The organism is Novosphingobium sp. BL-S-34, assembly GCF_056857015.1.
Genome location: NZ_CM166473.1, coordinates 43,009 through 64,835 on the forward strand (window position 1 = coordinate 43,009; position 21,827 = coordinate 64,835).

A 21,827-nucleotide genomic window follows, 5' to 3' on the forward strand; every position below is an offset into this window, starting at 1 on the left:
CCATGCTGTTCATGGTCGAAATGGACGTCAACATTCCGCTGGACTTCGATGCCGATGAGGCCGCGAAGATCAAGGCGGCCGAGAAGGCCTATTTCCAGAAGCTCCAGACGGCGGGCACCTGGCGGCACATCTGGCGCAAGGTCGGGCTCTATTCGAACGTCTCGATCTTCGATGTCGAGAGCAATGCAGCGCTGCACGACACGCTGATGGGCCTGCCGCTCCACCCCTTCATGACCATGAAAATCACGCCGCTCTGCCGGCACCCATCCTCCATCCATGGCGACGATCGCTGATCGCCGACGCCAGCTAAACCAGTCCTTGGGAGAGAACAAAATGGACGTCAGCTTCGTAAAGACCCCGGAAATCCAGCAGCTGCTCGATCGCGCCGCCGGCGTGAACGAGAGCGGCGGCAGCCCCCGCCTCAAGGCGATCATGCGCGACCTTACCGAATCGGTGATGGAGCTGATCGTCCGCCACGACATTTCCGAAAGCGAGTTCTGGCTCGCCATGAAGTACCTGTCGGACAGCGCGGGCGAGATCGGCCTGATCGTGCCGGGCACCGGCCTTGAGCACTTCCTGGACCTCTACATGGACGCCAAGGATGCCGAGGCTGGCCTGACTGGCGGCACCCCGCGCACCATCGAGGGCCCGCTCTACGTCGCCGGCGCGCCGCTGGTGGAAGGCAATGTGAACCTCTCCGTCGACGAGGACGAGGGCACCACCGTCCTGCACATGACCGGCGATGTCACCGGGCCGGACGGCGAGGCGGTGGAAAACGCGATCGTCCACGTCTGGCATGCCAATTCGAGGGGCTGGTATTCGCACTTCGACCCCACCGGCGAACAGACCCCGTTCAACAACCGCCGCCGCATCAAGCTGGGCAAGGACGGGCGCTATGCGTTCCATTCCAAGCAGCCGAGCGGCTATTCGGTGCCGCCGGGCGGTTCGACCGACCAACTGATGCAGGCGCTGGGCCGCCACGGCAATCGCCCCGCCCACGTCCACTTCTTCATCGAAGCACCCGGCTACCGCACGCTGACGACGCAGATCAACTTCGGCGACGATCCCTTCGCGGCCGACGATTTCGCTTTCGGCACCCGCGCGGGCCTGCTGCCGGTGCCCAGCCGCCAGGGCGACAGCGCCTACATCCAGTTCGACTTCCAGATGCAGCGCGCTGCCGACGCGGACGACGAGCACTTCTCGTCCCGCGCCCGCGCCGAAGCCGAACCGCAGCCCGAAACAGAAACGGCCTAACGCACCATAACGGGAGACAGGATCATGTACGAACACCTCATGCACCGGATCTCGACCGCCGTGGTCGATGACGTCGAAACCGGAGAGTTCCGCTGCCGCCGGGACGTCTTCACCGATCCGGCGCTGTTCGAGCTGGAAATGAAGTACATCTTCGAAAGCAACTGGGTGTACCTCGCCCACGAAAGCCAGCTTCCGAACAAGAACGATTACTTCACGACCTTCATCGGGCGCACGCCCGTGATCCTGACCCGGGCCAAGGACGGCGCGATCAATGGCGTGGTCAATGCTTGCGCGCATCGCGGCGCCAAGCTCTGCCGCCGCAAGCGGGGCAACCAACCGCTGTTCGTCTGCCCGTTCCACGGCTGGAGCTTCAAGACCGACGGCAAGCTGCTGCGCGCCAAGGATGCCAGCACCGGCGCCTATCCGGAGAGCTTCGACCACGAAGGGTCGCACGACCTCACCAAGGTGCGCGTCGAAAGCTATCGCGGCTTCGTGTTCGGATCGCTGAACCATGACGTGCTGCCGCTGGAAGACCATCTGGGCGAAGCGAAAGTCATCATCGACCAGATGGTCGATCAGGCGCCCGAGGGGCTGGAAGTGCTGACCGGCAATTCCACCTACACCTTCGACGGCAACTGGAAGATGCAGATGGAGAACGGCTGCGACGGCTATCACGTCAGCTCCGTTCACGAAAACTACCAGTCCACCATGGGCCGCCGCGCCGAGGGCGGCACCAAGGCGGTGGACGCCAACGGCTGGTCCAAGGCGCCCGCCAGCGGCGTCTATGGCTTCGAGCATGGCCACATCCTGCTCTGGACGCAGGTGATCAATCCGGAGGTCCGGCCGATCTGGAACCACAAGCCCGAACTCGACGCCCGGCTGGGTGAGGAGCGGGCCAAGTTCATCATCGAGCAGACGCGCAATCTGGCGCTCTATCCGAACGTGTTCCTGATGGACCAGTTCTCGACCCAGATCCGCGTCGTCCGCCCGATCGACGTCCACACCACCGAAGTGACGATCTACTGCTACGCCCCCAAGGGCGAGAGCGCCGAGGACCGCGCCCACCGCATCCGCCAGTACGAGGATTTCTTCAACGTCACCGGCATGGGCACGCCTGACGATCTGGAGGAATTCCGCTCCTGCCAGAAGGCCTACGAAGGTGCGGGCGAGCTGTGGAACGACCTCAGCCGCGGCGCCACCCGCTGGATTCACGGCGCGGACGCCAATGCCAAGGCGATGGGCATGAACCCGCTGCTCTCCAGCGAGCGCAGCGAGGACGAGGGCTTGTTCGTGCGCCAGCACGAATTCTGGGCGCAGATCATGCTCGACGGTCTGGCCAAGGACGCGGCCAATCAGCCGCCGATGATGGAGGCGGCGGAATGAGCACGCTCGACATGACCCGTGAAACCCTGTCCTACCGCGACATCTGCGCCTTCCTCTACCGCGAGGCGCGCCTGCTGGACGACCGCCGGTTCGACGAGTGGCTGGAATGCTATTCGCGGCAAGTCGAATACTGGATGCCGGCCTGGACCGACGACGATGCGCTCTGCACCGATCCGCAGACCGAAATCTCGCTGATCTACTACGCCAATCGGCAGGGCCTGGAAGACCGCGTCTACCGCCTGAACACCGAGCGCTCCTCCGCCTCCACGCCCGAGCCGCGCTCGGCGCACTTCATCGGCAATGTCGAAGTGCTGGAGAGCCGGGAAGGGCAGGTGGACCTGCGCTACAACTGGCACACGCTCAGCCACCGCTACCAGCAGACGCAGCAGTTCTTCGGGACCACGTTCCTGACGCTGGATACCGCGGATGAGACGCCGAAGATCCTGAAGAAGAAGATCGTCCTGAAGGACGACTACATTCATCAGGTCATCGACATCTACCACGTCTGAGGAGGTGGCAATGTCGGTTCACTCACTCTCTTCGCGATCGTCCTCCTCCCAACCCTCGTCATTGCGAGGAGGCGAAGCCGACGCGGCAATCCAGAGCGGCGCAAAACCGCCCCTGGATTGCTTCGCTACGCTCGCAATGACGAAGAGTGGGGAGGCACGCTCATGATCTTCGCAGGACGTTTCGCAGGTAAAGTCATGGTCGTGACCGGCGCGGCGCAGGGCATCGGGGCCGGTGTCGCGGCCCGCGCCGCTGCCGAGGGCGCGAGCGTGGTTCTGGTCGACCGCGCCGAATTCGTGACCGAAGTCGAACAGGCCATCGTCGCCGAGGGCGGAAAAGCAATCTCCGTCTGCTGCGACCTTGAGACCTACGAAGGCGCGGCGGCGGCGATGGACAAGGCAGTCCAGGCGTTCGGCCGGATCGACATCCTCATCAACAATGTCGGCGGCGCGATCAGGATGCGGCCCTATGCCGAGTTCGAGCCCGCGCAGATCGACGCGGAAATCCGCCGCTCGCTGATGCCGACGCTTTACTGCTGCCACGCGGTGCTGCCGGCGATGCTGGAGCAGGGCGCGGGCACCATCGTCAACCTTTCATCCAACGCCACGCGCGGCATTCGTCGGGTACCCTATTCGGCGGCGAAGGGCGGGATCAACGGTCTCACTCAGAGCCTGGCCATGGAATATGCGGAAAGCGGCATTCGTGTCGTCGCGACGGCACCGGGCGGCACCAGCGCTCCCCCGCGCCGTGTCGCCCGGAATGCCGAAGGCGACAACGCGCAGGAGCAGGCGTGGATGGCCGAGGCGGTCGCGCAAGTCACCGATTCCGCCTTCCTCAAGCGCTACGGAACCCTTGAGGAACAGATCGCCCCGATCCTGTTCCTCGCCTCGGACGAGGCCAGCTACGTGACCGGTACCGTGTTGCCCGTCGCGGGCGGCGATCTCGGTTAAGGAGACACCAGATGTCCAAAGTATTCGACAGCCCCCGGGGCGCACTGGAAGGCCTGCTGTTCGACGGCATGACCATCATGTCCGGCGGGTTCGGCCTCTCGGGCAATCCGGAGAGCCTGATCCCCGAAGTGCGCGCGGCGGGTGTCTCGGACCTGACGGTCATTTCCAACAACGCGGGCGCGGACGGGTTCGGCTTGTGGATGCTGCTGGAAAGCCGTCAGATCCGGAAGATGATCTCGTCCTACGTGGGCGAGAACAAGCTGTTCGAAAGCCAGTACCTCTCGGGCGAGCTGGAGCTGGAACTCAACCCGCAGGGCACTCTGGCCGAGCGCATTCGCGCGGGCGGCGCAGGCATTCCGGCGTTCTACACCAAGACAGGCGTGGGCACCGTGGTCGCCGAAGGCAAGCCGGTCGAGGTGTTCGAGGGCGAGGAATACGTGCGCGAAACCTGGCTGCGCGCGGACCTGTCGATCATCAAGGCCTGGCGCGCGGATGAGGAGGGCAACCTCCAGTTCCGCAAGACCGCGCGCAACTTCAACCCGAACATGGCGACGGCGGGCAAGGTCACCGTGGCCGAGGTCGAGGAAATCGTCCCCGCAGGGACCTTCGACCCCGACTGCATCCACACCCCCGGCATCTACGTCGACCGCGTGGTGCTTTCGACCATCAACGAGAAGCGCATCGAGAAGCGCACTATTCGGGAAAGGGAGGCTGCGTAATGAGCTGGACCCGCGACGAAATGGCCGCCCGCGCCGCCAAGGAACTGCGCGACGGGTACTATGTGAACCTCGGCATCGGCATCCCGACGCTGGTGGCAAACCATGTGCCGGAGGGCATAAAGGTCACGCTCCAGAGCGAGAACGGCATGCTCGGCATCGGCCCGTTCCCCTATGACGAGGATGTCGATCCCGACCTCATCAATGCCGGCAAGCAGACGATCACCGCGCTGCCCACCTCCAGCTTCTTCTCCAGCGCGGACAGTTTCGCGATGATCCGCGGCGGCCATATCGACATGGCCGTGCTGGGCGCGATGGAAGTCTCGGCCGAGGGCGATCTCGCCAACTGGACGATCCCGGGCAAGATGGTGAAGGGCATGGGCGGGGCGATGGACCTCGTCGCCGGGGTGAAGCGCGTGGTCGTGGTCATGGACCATGTCTCGAAGAATGGCGCGCCGAAGATCCTGCCGCAATGCAGCCTGCCGCTGACAGGCAAGGCCTGCGTGGACCTGATCGTCACCGACCTTGCCGTGATCGCCGTGGACCGCATTCGCGGCGGACTGACGCTGGTCGAACTCGCTCCCGGCGTCACCGAAGCGGAAGTCGCCGAGAAGACCGGTGCGCCGCTGGCCCTGCCAGAAGCGGCGTAAGACAGGATTGTTCCGTGCCTAGACTGATCGTCGTCGACCGTTCGGGAGACGAAACCGCCATCCATGCCGAAGAGGGCCGCTCCGTGATGGAAGCGATCCGCGACAGCGGCTTCGATGAACTGCTGGCGCTCTGCGGGGGCTGCTGCTCCTGCGCCACCTGCCACGTCTTCGTCGACGAGGACTGGACCGCCGCGACCGGAGCCATGTCCGAGGACGAGAACGACCTGCTCGATTCCTCCGACCATCGCGGCACCCGGTCGCGCCTGTCGTGCCAGATCGCCATGACCGCCGCGCTCGACGGGCTGCGTGTCGCCATCGCCCCGGAGGATTGACCCATGGCCTTTACTCACGTTCCCGGAGCCAGCCTCTACTGGAAGCGCGACGGCCGCGACCACGCGCCGGCACTGGTGCTGCTCAATTCCATCGGCACGGACATGGACTTGTGGGACGCGGTCCTGCCGCACTTGCAGGACCGTTTCGCGCTGCTGCGCATCGACACCCGAGGTCACGGCGCTTCGGTGGCGGAGCCGGGTGACTTCTCGATGGCGAGATTGGCCGAAGACGTGCTGGCGGTGGCCGACGCCGCCGGGATCGCGCGCTTTTCGCTGGCAGGCGTGTCGCTGGGCGGCATGATCGGCATGGAACTGGCCCTGCGCGCGCCGCAGCGGCTGGAAAAGCTGGCGCTCGTCTGCACTTCCGCCACCATGGACAGCGCCTCGTGGAACGACCGCATCGGCACCGTGCGCACCGAAGGCATGGCCGCCATCGCCGACCTCGCCATGGGCCGCTTCCTCTCGGACGCCGCCGCGCCCGCACTGTTCGAAAGCGTGCGCCGCCAGCTCCTCGGCATGGACCCGCAAGGCTACGCCGGTTGCGGCGCGGCGATCCGCGACATGGACCTGGCCCCGCGCATCGCCGCCATTGCCGCACCCACCCTGGTCGTCACCGGCACGCGCGACAGCTCCACGCCGTTCGCCGGGCACGGCGAGCACCTCGTCCAGAGCATTCCCGGCGCGGCGCATGTCTCGCTCGAAGCTGCTCATCTTGCCCCCCTGGAAGCGCCCGAGGCGCTGGCAGGGGCACTCGCCTCGTTCCTGGAAAGCTGAAGATCATGGCCGAAGCCTTCATCTGCGACGCCGTGCGCACCCCTATCGGCAAGCTGAACGGCTCGCTTGCCGCCGTGCGCGCCGACGACCTTGCCGCGCTGCCGCTCAAGGCGCTGATGGCGCGCAACCCGGATGCCGACTGGGGCGCGATCGACGATGTGATCCTGGGCTGCGCCAACCAGGCGGGCGAGGACAACCGCAACCTGGCGCGCATGGCCGTGCTGCTGGCCGGGATGCCCGAAGGCGTGCCCGGCGTGACCGTCAACCGGCTGTGCGCCTCGGGCCTCAATGCGCTGGGCATGGCGGCGCAGGCGATCCGCGGCGGCGATGCGGACTTTCTCATTGCCGGGGGCGCCGAGAGCATGACCCGGGCGCCCTATGTCATGGGCAAGGCCGGCAGCGCTTTCGGCCGCGACCAGAAGATCGAGGACACCACGCTGGGCTGGCGCTTCGTCAATCCGGCGATGAAGGCGGCTTACGGCGTCGACACGATGCCGCAGACCGGCGAGAACGTGGCCGAGCAGTGGCAGGTGAGCCGTGAGGAGCAGGACCGTTTCGCCCTCGCCAGCCAGGAAAAGGCCGCGCGCGCGCAGGCCGATGGCAGGTTCGCCGCCGAGATCGTTCCGGTATCGGTCCCGCAGCGCAAGGGCGATCCGGTGATCTTCGCGCAGGACGAGCACCTCCGCGCCACCAGCCTCGAAGCGCTGGCGAAGCTCAAGCCGGTAGTGAAGGCGGACGGCACCGTGACGGCGGGCAATGCCTCGGGCCTCAACGACGGCGCGGCGGCCATGCTGGTCGCCAGCGCGGAGGCGGCGAAACGCCACGGCCTCACCCCGCGCGCCCGCGTGGTCGGCATGGCGGCTGCGGGCATCGCCCCGCGCATCATGGGTGCAGGCCCGATCGAGGCGGCGCGCAAGGTGCTGGCGCGTCATGCGCTGGGCGTGGACGACCTTGACGTGATCGAGCTGAACGAGGCTTTCGCCAGCCAGGCCATCGCCACCTTGCGCGATCTCGGCATCGATCCCGGCGACCCGCGCGTCAATCCCAATGGCGGCGCCATCGCACTGGGCCATCCCCTGGGGATGTCCGGCGCGCGTATCGCGCTTTCGACGGTGGAGGAACTGCATCGCACCGGCGGCCGCTTGGCGCTGGCCTTCATGTGCATCGGCGTCGGGCAAGGCCTGGCCGTGCTGCTGGAGCGCGTGTGACCATGGCGGAGCGTGCAGACGTCGTTATCGTGGGAGCCGGGCACGGCGGTGCGCAATGCGCGATCGCCCTTCGCCAGAACGGTTTCGAGGGGACCATCACCGTCATCGGCCGCGAGCCGGAGCATCCTTACGAGCGGCCGCCGCTCTCCAAGGAATACTTCGCGCGCGAGAAGACCTTCGACCGTCTCTACATCCGCCCGCCGACGTTCTGGGCCGAGAAGGAGATCACCTTCAAGCTCGGCACCGAAGTGACCAAAGTCGATCCGGCGGCGCAGGAACTCGTGCTCTCGGACGGTGAGACTTACGGCTACGGCAAGCTGGTCTGGGCCACGGGCGGCGATCCGCGCCGGCTGTCGTGCTCGGGCGCGGATCTGGCCGGGGTCCATGCCGTGCGCACCCGCGAGGATTGCGACACGCTGATGGCCGAAATCGATGCGGGCACGAAGAACGTGGTCGTGATCGGCGGCGGCTACATCGGCCTCGAAGCGGCGGCAGTGCTCTCGAAGATGGGCCTCAAGGTCACGCTGCTGGAAGCGTTGCCGCGCGTGCTGGCGCGCGTGGCCGGGGAGCCGCTCTCGGAATTCTACCAAGACGAGCACCGGACGCACGGCGTCGACCTGCGCACGGGCGTCGCGGTCGATTGCCTGGTGGGCGATGGCCACAAGGTCACCGGCGTGCAGCTTGCCGGCGGCGAAGTCCTGGGCGCAGAGGCGGTGATCGTGGGCATCGGCATCGTCCCGGCGGTCGGGCCGCTGATCCTGGCCGGCGCGGCCGGAGCCAACGGCGTGGACGTGGACGAATATTGCCGCACTTCGCTGCCGGACATCTATGCCATCGGCGACTGCGCGGCTTTCGCCTGCGACTTTGCGGGCGGCACGGTGATGCGCGTGGAATCGGTGCAGAACGCCAACGACATGGCGACTTGCGTGGCCAAGGCGATCTGCGGCGATGCCAAGCCCTACAAGGCGTTTCCGTGGTTCTGGTCCAACCAGTACGACCTGCGGCTGCAGACGGCGGGGATCAACCTGGGCTTCGACCAGACCGTGATCCGCGGCAATCCCGAGGATCGCAGCTTCTCGGTGATCTACCTCAAGGAAGGCAAGGTCCTGGCGCTCGACTGCGTGAACGCGGTGAAGGACTACGTCCAGGGCCGCAAGCTGGTGGAAGCGGGCGCCAAACCCGATCTCGCGGCACTGGCCGACAAGGAAAAGCCGCTCAAGGAACTGCTCGCCGGGTGAACGCCGCCGGGGCTACCGGGCGGCGCAGTCGGTGCCTGCCCGGGCCTGCCACTGGTAGGTGCCGGGCACCGTTTCGCCGCGCGGCAGGTAGACGATGCGAAGCTGCTGCCCGCCGCGCTCGACCTCCAGCGTGACTTCGGCTTTCTGGTCGCCCTGGAGAGCATCCTGCGGGAAGCGGTTGAGAATGCGGTCGCCGTTGCGCAATCCCGCCGCTTCGGCGTTGGAACCCGGCTTGAGCCCCGCCACGATCCGGTCCTTGGTGACGAGGATAAGCGGATCGAAGCCGAGATCGAAGCGCTTCATCGGGCGCGTCACGCGTTCGAAGCAGGGACCGAAGGCATCGGAAAGCGGCAAAACCGTGCCGCCTGCCAGCATGGCGTCGAAATCGGCCAGCCCCCGCGCGCCGAGTTCCTGGCCGAGCAGTCTCTTCCAGAGCGCCAGGTCCATCGGCCGGCCTGCGCGCCGCTCCGCCAGCATGTGGCGGACGAGATCGTCCAGCGAGCGCTTGCCCTGCGAGGCAGCGCGGATCTGCGCGTCCACCGAGGCGAAATAGAGCGAGCCGCGATCGTAAGGCAGCACGCGGATGCGCGTATCCTTCCAGAAGCCTTCGGCGATCTGCGCGTTCGGCGTGGCGATCAGGGCATTGGTGTAATAGCGGCCCGCCGTGGAGTTGAGATCGTCAAGGAAGGCTTGCGAAGAGATCAGCCCCGCGCGGAAGGGCAGGATGCGTTGGTAGTGGACGGCCAGCCCTTCGCCGAACCAGGAAAGCCCCAGCCCGCCGGGCGCATCCATGGAATCGCTGAGCGAATTGATCCAGGCGTGGACCATCTCGTGCGCCAGCAGGCTTTCGAGATCGGCGATCGGGGTCTTTTCGCTGAACGTGAAGGCGAAGCTGTCCGTCAGGCCGATGCCGCTGCCGGGATTGACGTGGTTGGTCCGCGCGAAGACACCGAAGCTGGCCGGGCGCTGGTCGAAGAACGTGCCGTAGAAGGCCTGGAGCCGGGCGGCCCAGTCCATCAGGTCCGGTCCGTTGAAGCCGAAACGGCCCTGCCAGGTGCCGAAGAACGTGCCCTTGGCATATGTGCCGATCTGTCCGGCCATGTAGTAGCCGCCGGCGATCTGGTCCGCCCGCAGGGGACGGCTGCTGAGGCTGTCGCCCACGCCGATGCTGGAAACGCCGCGCGCGTCCTTGCCGGCGCGCGCGAGGTCCCAGTGCACGACGAGGTCGCGCGGCAGGGTGTCGGCAGGGAGGACGAGGAAGGCGTTGCCCGCGCCGGACAGGCCGCCGTCGCTGGCGCGCAGTTCGTACTGCGGCTTGGCCTGTTCCGGCTGCGCGGGATCGATCGCCAGCCGGTAGGAGACGGTGACGGCACCCTCGACCGGGCGCAGCGGTTTCCACGTCCGGTCCCGGTTGTCGCCGTCCCTGGCCGCGTCCCGCGCTTCCACGGGCAGGGCGCCCTTCGCATCGGAAAAGGCCAGCGCTTCCATATGGCCGGCAGACGTCTCGACGGTGTTCGCGGTGAGGGCGATCGCGGCCAGGGCATCGCCCTGCGGCGGGGCCTCGAAACGGATCGCGACATCCATGCGGGTAAGCGCGCCCCGGGGATCGGCGACGGGCGCGAGGGTAATCGAGAGATCGGGCGCATCGTCTGCCCGCGCCGCCGCGAAAGGCGCCGATGCGATGAGGACGGCGGGAAGCGCGGCGATGAAGGCGATGCGATGCAAGGTCATGGCACGAGGCTAACAGTCCGTTCCGAAGGATAATGTGCAAAGAGCATGGTGCCGGCCCGCCGGCGCGCATGAAATATGCTCGTCGCTGCGATCGGCGGCGGGCTCCGCCTTGCGGTCAGCCCGGCAGCGAGGGCAGCGGCAGCCGGTGCGTGCACTTCAGTTCGGACAGGGTGGCGGTGGAACGCACATCCTCCACGCCGGGCAGGCGCAGCAGCGTGCGGAACGTGAAGTTCTGGTACCAGGCGATGTTCGGCGCGAGGACCTTGAGCATCACGTCCATCTCCCCGAACAGCGTATAGGCTTCCAGGATTTCCGGGGTGGCCTCCACCGCGTGGACGAAGCGGTCGCGGTCCTCGTCGGACAGGCGGGACATCTTGAGCTGGGCGAAGATGAACATGCTCTCGCCGAACTTCTCGCGGTCGAGAACGGCCACGGTATGGCGCACGTAGCCCTCCTCCTTCAGCCGCTGCATCCGGCGCCAGCAGGGCGATTGCGACAGCCCCACGCGGTCGGCGATTTCGCTGGAGGATTCCGAGGCGTCGATCTGGAGGCGATCGAGGATCTTCATGTCGAGCCGGTCAAGTTCGGCGGGCAAGATTATGCTCCCTTTTATGGTTTGTTGGTTTGAACATGCCACGCATACCGGATCGAGCGCAATAAAGGCGGAGATATTTCCAGGCGTAGCGCTATCACTGATGCTCGACGCAAACCGATAATCGGCAACAGGGACGGGTCATTCTATGAAACGAGGCGAACTGGCGATCTTCGATGCGAAGGACGTGCGCGCGTTGCTCGACTATCCCTCTTGCATCGCGGTTGTTCGAGAGGCGATGAAGGCGCTGTCGCTGGGAGAAACCCGCCAGTTGCTGCGCACCATGATCCACATGGGAGAAGGGCGGACTTTCGGGCTGATGCCTGGAGCGCTGTCCGAACAGGGGATGTTCGGCGCCAAGCTCATCAGCGTCTTCGCGGAGCCCGGCAATCCCGGCGTGCGCCGCCATCGCGGGGTGGTGACGCTGTTCGAACCCGTGGAAGGCCGCCCCGTCTGCGTGGCCGATGCCGAGGAGATCACGCATATCCGCACGGCCGCCGCCACCGCCGTCGCCACGGCGGCGCTGGCGCGGGACGATGCCGAAGTGCTGTTGCTGATGGGCACGGGCGGGCAGGTCCATTCGCACCTCGAAGCCCTGCCTTTGGTCCACCGCTTTTCGCGGATCCTGATCTGGGGACGCGATCCGGCCAGGGCGCAGGACGTGGTCGACGCCTGGAAGGACCGCCTGCCGGTGGAAGTGGCGCTGGACGCGCAAGCGGCGGCGGGCGAGGCGGACGTCATCTGCACGCTCACCGGTGCGCGCCAGCCGATCTTGCTGGGCGCCTGGCTGCGACCGGGCACGCACGTCAACGTCGTCGGCTCCAGCGGACCGGGGCCGGTGGAAGTGGACAATGCGCTGGTCGTCGCCTCTCGCTTCATTGCCGACAGCAAGGCCTCCGCCCGCGATGCCGCCGCCGAGTTCCTGGTGGCGAAAGAAGCCGGCCTGGTGGACGACGCGCATATCGTCGCGGAGATCGGCGAAGTCCTGCTGGGCCAGGTGGCCGGGCGCCGCAACGCCGAGGAAATCACCGTCTACAAGTCGCTAGGCCATGCGGTGCAGGACCTGGCATCGGCCGCCCATCTCTACGAAGCACACAGCCACAAGACCCACGGAACCCAGAACCGATGACGATGAGACCGACCGCCGGCCTGCGCTGGCTCGCCTGTTCCGCCCTGGCGCTTTCGGCCGCCGCCCTCCATGCAGAGACCCAGCGCTTCGCGGTGATCGACAATGGCGAGAACGTCGGCCATGTCCTGGCCGATATCGAGGGCGATACCGTCTCGATCGACCACGACGTCAAGAGCAACGGCCGCGGCCCGACGATGCACGAGACGATCGTGCTGGGCGCGCAGGGGCTGCCCACGAGCTGGACCCTGCAGGGCACGTCGACGTTCGGCAACAAGGTGGACGAGCAGTTCACGGCCAAAGGCAAGCGGCTGTCCTGGGTCGACACCACCGGCAAGGGCGCGATGGCGGCCAGGGTGCCCACGCTCTACGTGGCGCAGGAGGGCAGCCCGTTCTCGCTCGGCCTCTATGCCCGCGCGCTGCTGGCCGATGCCGACCATGTGCTCGCAGCGGCACCGGGGGGAACGCTCTCGCTGGAGGAAGAAGCGTCGGTCACGCTGGGTGGCACGGCCTATCGCGCGTTCCTGGTCAAGGGCATTGGCCTGACGCCCAGCGCGATCCTGCTCGACGACAAGGGCGCGCTCGTCGCGGCCTATTCGCCCACGAATGCCACGGTGCGCGAGGACCTTTCTTCGTTCGCCGGGGAACTGGCGAAGATCGCGGCCGTGCGTTCGGCCGAGCGCTTCGCCGCGATCCAGAAGAAGGTCGCGCACACGTATACCGCACCGATCCGCATCCGCGACGTGCGCGTCTTCGACCCGGCGAGCGGCAAGATCGGCGATCCGGTCTCGGTGGTGGTCTTCGGGGATCGCATCGCCTCGGTGGAGCCGCTGGACAGCCCTGCCTCACCCGGCGAGGCGACGGTCGAGGGTGCGGGCCGCGTGGTCATTCCCGGCCTGCACGACATGCATGCCCACGTCTCGCTCCAGTCCGCCCTGCTCTACATCGCCTCGGGCGTGACCAGCGTGCGCGACATGGGCAACGAGAACGCCTTCCTGATCGACCTGACGCACCGCATCGATGCGGGGGAAGTGGCCGGGCCGCGCATCGTGCGCAACGGCTTCCTGGAAGGACGCAGCCCCTACAGCTCGCGTAACGGCTTCATCGCGGGGAGCGAGGCGGAAGCGCTGGACGCGGTACGCTGGTACGGCGCGCGCGGCTATTGGCAGGTGAAGATCTACAACAGCTTCAATCCCGCATGGGTGCCCGGCGTGGTCCGGGAAGCGAAGCGCCTGGGCATGGGCGTGACTGGGCACATCCCGGCCTTCACCAATGCCGATACCATGATCGCGGCGGGCTATGACGAAGTGACCCATATCAACCAGCTGATGCTGGGCTGGGTGCTCGATCCCAGGGAAGACACCCGCACGCCGCTGCGCCTCACGGCCATGCGCCGGACGGCGGGGCTGGACCTTGCCTCTCCGCGCGTCGCCGCCACGCTCGATACGATGCAGGCGAAGCACATCGCGCTCGACCCCACGGCGGTGACGCTGGAACTGCTGATGATGAGCCGCGACGGCAGGATCAGCCCGGCGGTGGCGCGGTATTTCGATCACTTGCCGGTGGGCGTGCAGCGCAATCGCCGCCAGGGCATCGCCCCGATCAAGACGCCCGAGGATGCCGCCGGTTACGACGGCGCCTTCGTGACGATCAAGGCGCTGCTGCTGGACATGTACAAGCGCGGCATCACGCTCCTGCCCGGAACCGACGATGGCACCGGCCTGTCGGTCCACCGCGAATTGCAGATCTATGCCGAGGCCGGGCTGCCCGCAGCCGAAGTGCTGAAGATCGGCACACTTGGCCCCGAGCGCTACATGCACCGCGACCAGTCCTACGGCTCGGTCGAGAAGGGCAAGTATGCCGACTTCGTGCTGCTGGACGGCAATCCGCTGGAAGACCTGTCGGCGATCCATCGCATGGCGATGGTGGTGAAGGGCGGGACGGTCTACTTGCCCTCGGAAATCTGGCGCGAGGTGGGGGTGAAGCCCTTTGCCGAGGCGCCCCGGATCGTAGCGCCCGTGGCCGAGGCGAAGCCGGTGGCGCTGACCAATGGATCGGGCGCCGAAGCCCACGAGGACCTCGCGTTCTGAGCCGGTAGAGGGCGCCGGGCAGGGGGCGATCGGCCGCCTGCCCGGCGCCTTCATCAACGGTCCCGGCGGGCGAAATACCAGATCGCGCCGATGCCGCCCCAGACCAGCAACAGCACGTAGGGCCGCCAGTCCGCCTCAAGGCCCACGGCGATCAGGCCGAGCGCGCAGACCGCGCCGGCCAGGCCCAGGACCACCATCGTCCGGCGCGCCGGCCTGAAGCCCGCGCCTTCGTGAAGCTGCGGGTGGCCATGGGCGACGCGGGCGGCGGAAAGGCAGATGCTGCCGTATTTCACCAGGTTCGGGATGTTCACGGCCAGGAACAGGAACGTCAGCTCCATCGGCATCAGCAGTCCCACGCAGCCGATGCCGAAGACGGCGAACAAGGCCATGTGCGGAACGTGCGAGCGGGGATGCACGCGGGCGATGATCCGCGGCAGCACGCCCGCCTCGGCCATGGCGAAGAGGCTGCGGCTGAACATCGTGAAGATCGCGTTGAGGCTGGTGCCGATCGCGGCGACGGCGGCCAGCATGATGACCGGCACGGCCAGGGGCCCCATGAAGCGTTTGGCCGTGTCGAGGATCGGCGCCTCGCTGCCGGCAAGGGCTTCCGGCCCGAGGACGGTGAGCGCCACGAAGGCGACGGCCACGTAGAGCACCGTGGCCGAGCCGATGGCGAGCGCGATGCCGGCCGGGATGTTGCGGCGGCTGTTCGCCACCTCGCCGCCGGCTTCGGTCGCGGCTTCGATACCGAAGAACAGGCCCATCAGCAGCGGCGCGGCGGCGAGCGCGCCGTGGAAGCCCTTTGGCAGGAACGGTTCCAGCCGCGCCGGTTCCGACGCCGTGAAGCCGCCCCAGGCCACGAACAGGCCGAACAGCACGATCAGTGCGGCCACCATCGCGGTCTGCGCGCGGGCGGCGACATGGACGCCCACGAGGTTCGCCAGCAGCGCCAATACCAGCACCGCGAACATCGTCGGCTTGACCGGCAGCGGCACCAGCATCGAGACATAGCGTACCAGCACCAGCGCCAGCACGACCATGGCGCCCATGTTGGCGATGATGCGCATCCAGGCGATGAAGAAGCCCAGGGTGGGATGAAGATAGCGGGAAGGCCATACGAAGCTGGCGCCCGATACCGGATCGGCCGATCCGAGATAGGCATAGCTGACGGCGATCAGGTACATCGGCAGCGCCGCGATCACGACCGAGAGCAGCATGCCCGGCCCGGCCAGCCCGGTGGCGGGGGATACGGCGGAGAAGATCGACACGCCCACCGCCGTCCCCAGGCCGAGCGAGACGACGCCCCAGAGACCGATGCCCTTGCGCAGGGCCTGTTCCGCGTCGCTCACTTGCGCGCCCCCCGGCAGCCGTCGGCCGCGATGAATTCGGCAAGGTCGGATTGGAACCGCGCGCGGCTGCCGTCATCGGAGTAGAAGACGTGCCCACCGACGTAGCGGGCGTTGCGATAGCGCTCGCGGGGCACGCTGGACTGCGCGAAGAGGTAATCGGCCGCGCCGATGGTGGTGGTGGTGTCGTAGATCCCGGTGCCGACGAACAGGCGCAGGCAGGCGTTGCTGGCGGCGTGGCGCTCCACGGTGGCCATGAACGGCCAGTCCGCGAAAGGCGAATCCTCGGCGCCGTAGCTCCAGCTTCCCTCGAAGCGCGCGATCACCTTGTAGGCATCGGCGCCCGGCGCCTTGAGCGTGCCGGCCAGATAGTCCTTCATCGCCTGGCCGAAAGCCTCGGAGATCGACGAGGACGGATCGCCGGGCATCATCGTCGTGACGTTGTCGGGCCGGTCGGCCAGGTAGCGCGCGTCGTAGCGGCCCATGACCTTGCCTTGCGCGCGCAGGAGTTCGACGCGGAAGCGCTCCTTGGAGATGCGCAAGTCGTTGGCGAGGTAGAACCCGGCGGGAATGCCGGTGAGTTCGGCCAGTCGCGCGGCCAGGCGTTCACGCTCGGCCTGCGGCAGGTCGCGGCCAAGGTAGAGCGCGGGCAGGTATTCCTCGTGGGCGAAGCGGGCGGCCTGCGCCGTCACGCTTTCGGGCGTGCAGGGGGCCTTCACCATGCCGTGATAGCAGGCGATGGCCGCCAGCGTCGGCAGCGACACTGCATAAGTCACCACGTTTCCGGGCCGCTGCGAGGTCTCGATCATGTTGAGCGCCTGGCCCAGTAGGACCACCCCGCGCACGTTCTTCCCAAGGCCCTGCCGGTCCAGCGCATCGAGCATGGCCACGGCGCGGATCGTGCCGTAGCTCTCGCCCAGGATATAGACCGGCGCCCCCAGGCGGTCATGGCCGCGCAGCCATTGCCGCACGAGGTCGGCGGCGGCGTTGGCATCGCCCTCCACGGTGTTGTAGGGCGCCGCGGCTGCCCCTTCCGGGCGGCTGGAAAAGCCCGTTCCGGGCGGGTCGATGAACACTACGTCGCCGAGGTCGTAGAGCTTGGCGGGGCCGGGGCCGATGCCGCCGGGGCGGGCATCGCGGCTCGCCGGGTCCTGCGGGACATGGGCGAGCACGGGGCCGAGCAGCCCCATGTGCAGATAGGCGGCAGAGGCGCCGGGGCCGCCGTTGAAGGCGAAGATCACCGGCCTCTCGGCCGAACGGGCGACCTTGCGCGAATAGGAGAGGTAGCCGGCCGTGGCCGGGGAACTGTCCGCGCCGGCTGAAACAGGGACAAGTCCCAGCTCGGCGCGGACAGGATGCGCGGGATCGGGTTGCGATACCCGCGCATCGATGAGGACCCGTTCGGCCGGCGGCGCGGCCGCGAGCGTCGGAAGGGGTCCGGCAGACGCCGCTGACAGTGCGATCCCCGTCAGCACCGAAAGGCGCAGCGGAGACTTCTTTTTGCGACCGAAGGGCTGCGGCGGCGTGAACTTCATGGCGTTTCCAGCTGCTTGTTATGTTCCCGATAGGTGATGAGGCCGTCGGTCAGGGCCTGAAGCCCGTAATCGAGGCGCGACGGCTCCATGGCGAAGCCGAGGCGGACATGTCCGGGCGCGCCGAAATATTCCCCCGGCGCCACCAGTACGCCGCAGCGATCGGAAAGCCAGCCGGAGAAGCGCTCGGTATCCCCGATCCCGACAAGGCGGGGGAAGGCGATGCAGCCGCTTTCCGGCAGTTCGCCCTCGGCCAGGCCCTCGGCTAGCCAGTAGGCATGGTAGGATTCGATGATCGGCCGCGCCTTGGCCAGCACGGAGAACGTATTGTCCAGAAAGCGCGCGGGATGCTCGACGATGAGCGCGGATACTGCGTGAGCGAGGTTCGAGATCGCGAAGTCCACCTCCTGCGCCAGTTCGCGCACGGGATTGACCACGCTCTCGTCCCCGACGATCCAGCCGCAGCGCAAGGTGCTGAGACCGAAGATCTTCGTCAGGCTGTTGACCGAGACCAGCCGCGGCGATGCACCGAGCGAGGCGGCCGGGCGGATCCGCGTTCCGGCGTAAGGCGCGTAGACTTCATCCACCACGACGAGGAGGTCGTGCCGCTCGGCGATCTCTCCCAGCGCGGCGATCGTGGCATCGTCCACCGCCATGCCCGAAGGGTTGTGCAGGTTGGAGATCACGATCATCCGCGTCTCCGGTCGCAGGCCGGCCTCGACCGCGCCCGGATCGATGGCGAAGCGCGGTGCCGGGCGCTCGAAGGTGTCCACCGCGATGCCGCTGGCCTGAGCCAGGTTGCCGAACAGTTCGAAGCTGGGGTTCTCCACCAGCACGCGGTCGCCCGGCGAAAGCAGCGCGCGGTAGATCAGGGACAGCGCCCCCGTGGCGCCGGTGGTCGTCAGCACCTGTTCCTCGCGCACGCCGTAGTCCCGCGCCAGCGCGGCCACGAGGTAGGGATTGCCCTTCACGAAAGTGCTGGCGTAGCGCGAGGTCATGCCCGCCTCGAAGCCTTCGAGCAGCACGTCGCGCAGCAGGTCGCGCGGCTCGGGGACCGAGCTTTCGAACAGGCTGACGAGGAGGCTGCGGGAATTGCTGTTCCGGATGATCGAGCGCCTGACCCATTGGGCGTAGGACTGCGAGGTCTGGTCGTCTGGGCGGGAAGCCATTGTCTCGTATCTGCCGGGTAATGCCGAGTGCGTCGGGTGGCGGCGGCGCCGGGAAGGGAATGTTCCCCAGCGCCGCCGGAACCCGTCACATCTTCAGCTTGGCGCCGATCCAGAATCGGCGGCCGAGGATGTCGCCATAGGCGATCTGCGGGTAGGAAGGCGCTTCGTCGGTGAAGTTGTCGATGCCGGCGCGGAAGGTGATCGCGCCCGCTTCGACTTGCGCCGAGATCGAGTGCGTCAGGTTGCTGTCCAGCATCGGGTTGGGGTTGGTTTCGATCGTGGCGTCATAGGCGGCACGGGTCTTGTCGAGGTAGTAGGCCTGGTAGCTCACCCGCACCGGACCCCTGGTCCAGTCCAGGTTGAAGCGGCCTTCCCAGGTGGGCTTCTCGTACGTGTTGTCAGTGCGGATATAGTTCTCGCCGGTGACAGAGGTGGTCAGCAGCGTGTTGTGCGTGGCGTTGACGCCGACGTGGAAGGCGCCGATCCGGCCGGGCTCGAAGGTGTAGTCGATGGCGTAGACTTCGCCGCGATACTTGACGACACCGGCGTTGAAGGTCGTGGTGGTGCCGGCCAGGATCGTGCCGCCCGGGCTCACGCCGTCCGAGGCGGCAATGCGCGAGAACGCGTTGCAGACAGCCGGATCGGGGTTGGTGTTGTCATAGCAGGCGGCCGTGAAGTCCTCGGTGGTGAAGGCCGAAAGACCGTCCTTGAGGTCGATCTCGATGCGGTCCGCACTGATCGTCAGGCCGGGGATGAACTTGGGCTGGAGCACGATACCGTACGTGAAGGTATCCGAGATCTCGTTGCGCAGGTTCGGGTTGCCGCCCGTGGTGATGGTGGCGCGCTCGAAGTTCTCGGCCGGGTCCTGGAACCGGGCGAGGCGTTCGGCCGGGCTGAGGCCCGCATTGGTGCCGTCGGCCTCTACGCCGTAGTTCGCGTTCGCGGTGAAGGCGGCCACGCAGTTGGCATAGCGTACCGAAGGGTTGGCGCCGCTGTTGATGCGGTCGGCGTCGCAGGGGTCGTAGCCCACCGAACCGAGCGAGGTCGTCGTCGGCGCGAACAGCATCGCCAGGGTGGGCGCGCGGAAGTTGCGGCTGCGGCTGACGCGCAGGGTCACGCCGTCCACCGGCTGCCAGCGCAGGCCGAGATCCCAGACCTGCTCCTTGCCGGCGATCGAGTTGTCGACCAGGCGGCCCGCCGCGCTGGCTTCCAGCATCCGCACGATCGGCACGTTCATCGCGCTGTCGATCAGCGGGATCAGCAGTTCGCCGGAGAGTTCGTCGGTATTGTACCCGGCCGACTGCGCCATCTCCAGCGTGCCGCCGCCGAACAGGCCCTGCTGGTTGGCGGCGAGCGGGTTGTAGGAAACCTGCTCGTCGCGGTGCTCGTAGGCCAGGCTGAACTTCACCGTGCCGCCCGGCAGGCGGACCACGTCACCGCCGAGCGTGGCGAGGATGTCGGTCTGCTCGTTGCGATAGTCCAGTCCGGCGCGCACGCTTACGTACTTCTGCGCGGCCTTGGAGACATTGCCGTTGCCGAAGGGGTTGATCGGCGCGCAGGCCGCGTCGTCGTTGGTGGCATCGGCGTCGGCGTTGATGCCGCAGACGATCTGGCCTCCCGAGAGCACCGCGTCGATGGCGTTCGCGTACTTGGCGTTGTCCACTTCCCAGCGGCGCTGCGAACCGTCGACCCGGGCATAGCTGCCGGAAACCGACCAGTAGAAGTTGCGGCTTCCGGCCGAGAACTCACCGTCCACGCCGAGCAGGGCGCGATAGGTGTCGGTCTTGTAGCGCTGGAGATTGTCCGGCGTCAGCTTCTGGAAATACTTGGACAGGAACAGCGGCGCGCCGGCCGCGAAGGCCGGGCGGGCGGCGGAAAGCGCGGCCTTGGCCTGGTCGGTCAGGTAGGGGTTGTCGATCGTGAAGACCACCGGCCCCGCGTAAGTGCCGAAGTTCAGGATCGTGCGGCTCTGGCCCTGCGGGATCTCGGTGCCTTCGGTATGGGCATAGAGCAGTTCGGTGCGCAGGGTGATCGCGTCGGTCAGGTCGTAGTGCGCGATCAGGTTGCCGGTGAAGCGCTGGACGCCGGTGCGCAGCCCCGCCAGGTCGCGATAGGCGAAGCCCTGTCCGCCGCTGGAGAAGGGAATGCCCACGCTGGTACCGGGATCGTAGGGCACCACGTTGCCGCTGGAATCGAACTGCAGCGGCGTGCCGTTCGACTGGGTCAGGAAGCGCGTGAAGGGGGCGGGCGTGTTGAACAGCACGCCGTTCGAGTTGAATTCCCAGAAGTGCGCGTCGAACAGTTCCTTGACCGAGGGAATGCCGTCGCTGGGGCCGGTATCGTCCGGGTTGCTCACCGTCAGGCGGCCCAGCGCCGAAAGCGGGCGCGCGGCGAACATCAGCGTAGGCGACTGGGCATAGTTCAGGTCGATGGCGACATTGCCGCGTCCGTCCGCGAAGTTCTTGCCCGCTGTGCCGCGCAGGCTGTAGGTGTGATAGTCCCCGCGCGAGGAAATGCCGTTCTGGCCATCGAGTTCGAGGCCTTCGAAGCTTTCCTTCAGCACGTAGTTGACCACGCCGGCGATGGCGTCCGATCCATAGACCGCCGCGCCGCCGCCCTGCACCACTTCCACCCGGTCCAGCAGGCCGAGCGGGATGATGTTGGCGTCCACCTGGGCATCGCCCAGGCCCGAGGAGCTGGTCACCATGCGGCGGCCGTTGAGCAGGGTCAGCGTGCGCCCGGCGCCCAGGCCGAAGAGGTTGGGGAACTGCTGGCCCGAACCGCTGCCTTCGCCGCTGCCGTCGGCCTGGTTGAGCATGGGGCTGTTCGAAGTGAGCTGGTTCAACGCTTCCGAGGCGCTGATATAGCCGCGATCCGCGATCGTCTGGCTGTCCACGACATTGAGCGGGGCGGTCTCGTCCGAGGCGTCGCGGCGAATGCGCGATCCGGTGACGACGATGTCCACGGCGGAAGCGCTGTCGTCGGCAGCCGGCGCGAGGTCCTGCGCGAAGGCCGGGGCGGCGAACAGCGCGGCGACGGCGGTGGAAACCATGAGCGCCGCCAGGCCGGCCCTCTCCATGCGTGACTGGATCATCGAACTACCCCTCATGTGCTCTATGCGTTTTTAATCCCTGAGCGAGAGACTAGCGCAGGCGGGCAGCGAGGGGGTTGCGTTGTGCGATGCGCGGGTGAGGCTGTTTGAATTGAAATTTCGCACCGAAGCGGAATC

At 67.0% G+C, this 21,827-nt stretch carries 19 protein-coding genes; 13 read left to right on the forward strand and 6 right to left on the reverse strand.

Annotation, left to right across the window (positions count from 1 at the left end):
* Positions 1-2: 2 nt before the first annotated feature.
* From catC to AC1VV3_RS14660, 11 genes are all read left to right on the forward strand, one after another.
* Positions 3-293, forward strand: a complete 291-nt coding sequence (catC, locus tag AC1VV3_RS14610; protein WP_482962636.1) for a muconolactone Delta-isomerase — start codon at positions 3-5, stop codon at positions 291-293.
* A gap of 40 nt (positions 294-333) precedes the next feature.
* A complete protein-coding gene (locus AC1VV3_RS14615; protein WP_482962637.1) occupies positions 334-1,254 on the forward strand; it encodes a dioxygenase family protein in 921 nt (306 codons plus the stop codon).
* 24 nt (positions 1,255-1,278) lie between these two features.
* On the forward strand, positions 1,279-2,637 hold the full coding sequence (locus AC1VV3_RS14620) for an SRPBCC family protein (protein ID WP_482962638.1): 1,359 nt from the start codon (positions 1,279-1,281) through the stop codon (positions 2,635-2,637).
* Positions 2,634-3,146, forward strand: a complete 513-nt coding sequence (benB, locus tag AC1VV3_RS14625; RefSeq protein ID WP_482962639.1) for a benzoate 1,2-dioxygenase small subunit — start codon at positions 2,634-2,636, stop codon at positions 3,144-3,146. The genes AC1VV3_RS14620 and benB overlap by 4 nt, the downstream gene beginning before the upstream one ends.
* A gap of 162 nt (positions 3,147-3,308) precedes the next feature.
* Positions 3,309-4,094, forward strand: coding sequence for a benzoate diol dehydrogenase BenD (gene benD / locus AC1VV3_RS14630; protein WP_482962640.1), 786 nt, complete (start codon positions 3,309-3,311; stop codon positions 4,092-4,094).
* An 11-nt stretch (positions 4,095-4,105) separates the two neighbouring features.
* Positions 4,106-4,813, forward strand: coding sequence for a CoA transferase subunit A (locus tag AC1VV3_RS14635; protein ID WP_482962641.1), 708 nt, complete (start codon positions 4,106-4,108; stop codon positions 4,811-4,813).
* Positions 4,813-5,460, forward strand: coding sequence for a 3-oxoacid CoA-transferase subunit B (locus tag AC1VV3_RS14640; RefSeq protein ID WP_482962642.1), 648 nt, complete (start codon positions 4,813-4,815; stop codon positions 5,458-5,460). Before AC1VV3_RS14635 ends, AC1VV3_RS14640 begins: the two co-directional genes overlap by 1 nt.
* 14 nt (positions 5,461-5,474) lie before the next feature.
* Positions 5,475-5,792: a 2Fe-2S iron-sulfur cluster-binding protein gene (locus AC1VV3_RS14645; protein ID WP_482962643.1), complete on the forward strand. Its 318-nt coding sequence runs from the start codon at positions 5,475-5,477 to the stop codon at positions 5,790-5,792.
* 3 nt (positions 5,793-5,795) lie between these two features.
* Positions 5,796-6,566, forward strand: coding sequence for a 3-oxoadipate enol-lactonase (gene pcaD / locus AC1VV3_RS14650; protein ID WP_482962644.1), 771 nt, complete (start codon positions 5,796-5,798; stop codon positions 6,564-6,566).
* A 5-nt stretch (positions 6,567-6,571) separates the two neighbouring features.
* Entirely contained in the window at positions 6,572-7,774 is a 1,203-nt protein-coding gene (gene pcaF / locus AC1VV3_RS14655) for a 3-oxoadipyl-CoA thiolase (protein WP_482962645.1), read from the forward strand.
* 2 nt (positions 7,775-7,776) lie between these two features.
* The gene (locus AC1VV3_RS14660) at positions 7,777-9,012 is read left to right on the forward strand and encodes an NAD(P)/FAD-dependent oxidoreductase (protein ID WP_482962646.1); all 1,236 of its coding nucleotides are present in this window, start codon (positions 7,777-7,779) and stop codon (positions 9,010-9,012) included.
* Between the two features lie 12 nt (positions 9,013-9,024).
* On the opposite strand, the gene AC1VV3_RS14665 is transcribed toward AC1VV3_RS14660, so the two are convergent.
* Together AC1VV3_RS14665 and AC1VV3_RS14670 are read right to left on the reverse strand one after the other, a co-directional pair.
* The gene (locus AC1VV3_RS14665) at positions 9,025-10,743 is read right to left on the reverse strand and encodes a M61 family metallopeptidase (protein WP_482962647.1); all 1,719 of its coding nucleotides are present in this window, start codon (positions 10,741-10,743) and stop codon (positions 9,025-9,027) included.
* A 115-nt stretch (positions 10,744-10,858) separates the two neighbouring features.
* Entirely contained in the window at positions 10,859-11,338 is a 480-nt protein-coding gene (locus AC1VV3_RS14670) for an Lrp/AsnC family transcriptional regulator (protein WP_243654400.1), read from the reverse strand.
* 145 nt (positions 11,339-11,483) lie between these two features.
* Between AC1VV3_RS14670 and AC1VV3_RS14675 the strand changes: the two genes are divergently transcribed.
* Positions 11,484-12,464 carry an ornithine cyclodeaminase family protein gene (locus AC1VV3_RS14675; RefSeq protein ID WP_482962648.1) on the forward strand — a complete coding sequence of 327 codons (981 nt, stop codon included), beginning with the start codon at positions 11,484-11,486 and terminating at the stop codon, positions 12,462-12,464.
* Positions 12,465-12,466: 2 nt separating this feature from the next.
* Entirely contained in the window at positions 12,467-14,551 is a 2,085-nt protein-coding gene (locus tag AC1VV3_RS14680) for an amidohydrolase family protein (RefSeq protein WP_482962649.1), read from the forward strand.
* A 53-nt stretch (positions 14,552-14,604) separates the two neighbouring features.
* Here the strand turns inward: AC1VV3_RS14680 and AC1VV3_RS14685 are convergent, their stop codons facing one another.
* From AC1VV3_RS14685 to AC1VV3_RS14700, 4 genes are all read right to left on the reverse strand, one after another.
* Positions 14,605-15,900 (reverse strand): APC family permease, encoded by a 1,296-nt coding sequence (locus AC1VV3_RS14685; RefSeq protein ID WP_482962650.1) that lies wholly within the window; start codon positions 15,898-15,900, stop codon positions 14,605-14,607.
* A complete protein-coding gene (locus AC1VV3_RS14690) occupies positions 15,897-17,432 on the reverse strand; it encodes a S10 family serine carboxypeptidase-like protein (protein WP_482962651.1) in 1,536 nt (511 codons plus the stop codon). The genes AC1VV3_RS14685 and AC1VV3_RS14690 overlap by 4 nt, the downstream gene beginning before the upstream one ends.
* Positions 17,429-18,598 (reverse strand): pyridoxal phosphate-dependent aminotransferase, encoded by a 1,170-nt coding sequence (locus AC1VV3_RS14695; RefSeq protein WP_132268891.1) that lies wholly within the window; start codon positions 18,596-18,598, stop codon positions 17,429-17,431. Before AC1VV3_RS14695 ends, AC1VV3_RS14690 begins: the two co-directional genes overlap by 4 nt.
* Before the next feature lie 85 nt (positions 18,599-18,683).
* On the reverse strand, positions 18,684-21,692 hold the full coding sequence (locus tag AC1VV3_RS14700; protein WP_482962652.1) for a TonB-dependent receptor domain-containing protein: 3,009 nt from the start codon (positions 21,690-21,692) through the stop codon (positions 18,684-18,686).
* Between the last annotated feature and the right edge of the window lie 135 nt (positions 21,693-21,827).

Bases quoted from the DNA above. Each gene is read 5' to 3' on its own strand.
- AC1VV3_RS14665 (WP_482962647.1), bottom strand. From the start codon at position 10,743: ATGACCTTGCATCGCATCGCCTTCATCGCCGCGCTTCCCGCCGTCCTC.
- benD (WP_482962640.1), top strand. From the start codon at position 3,309: ATGATCTTCGCAGGACGTTTCGCAGGTAAAGTCATGGTCGTGACCGGC.
- AC1VV3_RS14635 (WP_482962641.1), top strand. From the start codon at position 4,106: ATGTCCAAAGTATTCGACAGCCCCCGGGGCGCACTGGAAGGCCTGCTG.
- AC1VV3_RS14640 (WP_482962642.1), top strand. From the start codon at position 4,813: ATGAGCTGGACCCGCGACGAAATGGCCGCCCGCGCCGCCAAGGAACTG.
- AC1VV3_RS14690 (WP_482962651.1), bottom strand. From the start codon at position 17,432: ATGAAGTTCACGCCGCCGCAGCCCTTCGGTCGCAAAAAGAAGTCTCCG.
- benB (WP_482962639.1), top strand. From the start codon at position 2,634: ATGAGCACGCTCGACATGACCCGTGAAACCCTGTCCTACCGCGACATC.
- catC (WP_482962636.1), top strand. From the start codon at position 3: ATGCTGTTCATGGTCGAAATGGACGTCAACATTCCGCTGGACTTCGAT.
- AC1VV3_RS14675 (WP_482962648.1), top strand. From the start codon at position 11,484: ATGAAACGAGGCGAACTGGCGATCTTCGATGCGAAGGACGTGCGCGCG.
- AC1VV3_RS14700 (WP_482962652.1), bottom strand. From the start codon at position 21,692: ATGATCCAGTCACGCATGGAGAGGGCCGGCCTGGCGGCGCTCATGGTT.
- pcaD (WP_482962644.1), top strand. From the start codon at position 5,796: ATGGCCTTTACTCACGTTCCCGGAGCCAGCCTCTACTGGAAGCGCGAC.
- pcaF (WP_482962645.1), top strand. From the start codon at position 6,572: ATGGCCGAAGCCTTCATCTGCGACGCCGTGCGCACCCCTATCGGCAAG.
- AC1VV3_RS14680 (WP_482962649.1), top strand. From the start codon at position 12,467: ATGAGACCGACCGCCGGCCTGCGCTGGCTCGCCTGTTCCGCCCTGGCG.
- AC1VV3_RS14695 (WP_132268891.1), bottom strand. From the start codon at position 18,598: ATGGCTTCCCGCCCAGACGACCAGACCTCGCAGTCCTACGCCCAATGG.
- AC1VV3_RS14620 (WP_482962638.1), top strand. From the start codon at position 1,279: ATGTACGAACACCTCATGCACCGGATCTCGACCGCCGTGGTCGATGAC.
- AC1VV3_RS14615 (WP_482962637.1), top strand. From the start codon at position 334: ATGGACGTCAGCTTCGTAAAGACCCCGGAAATCCAGCAGCTGCTCGAT.
- AC1VV3_RS14660 (WP_482962646.1), top strand. From the start codon at position 7,777: ATGGCGGAGCGTGCAGACGTCGTTATCGTGGGAGCCGGGCACGGCGGT.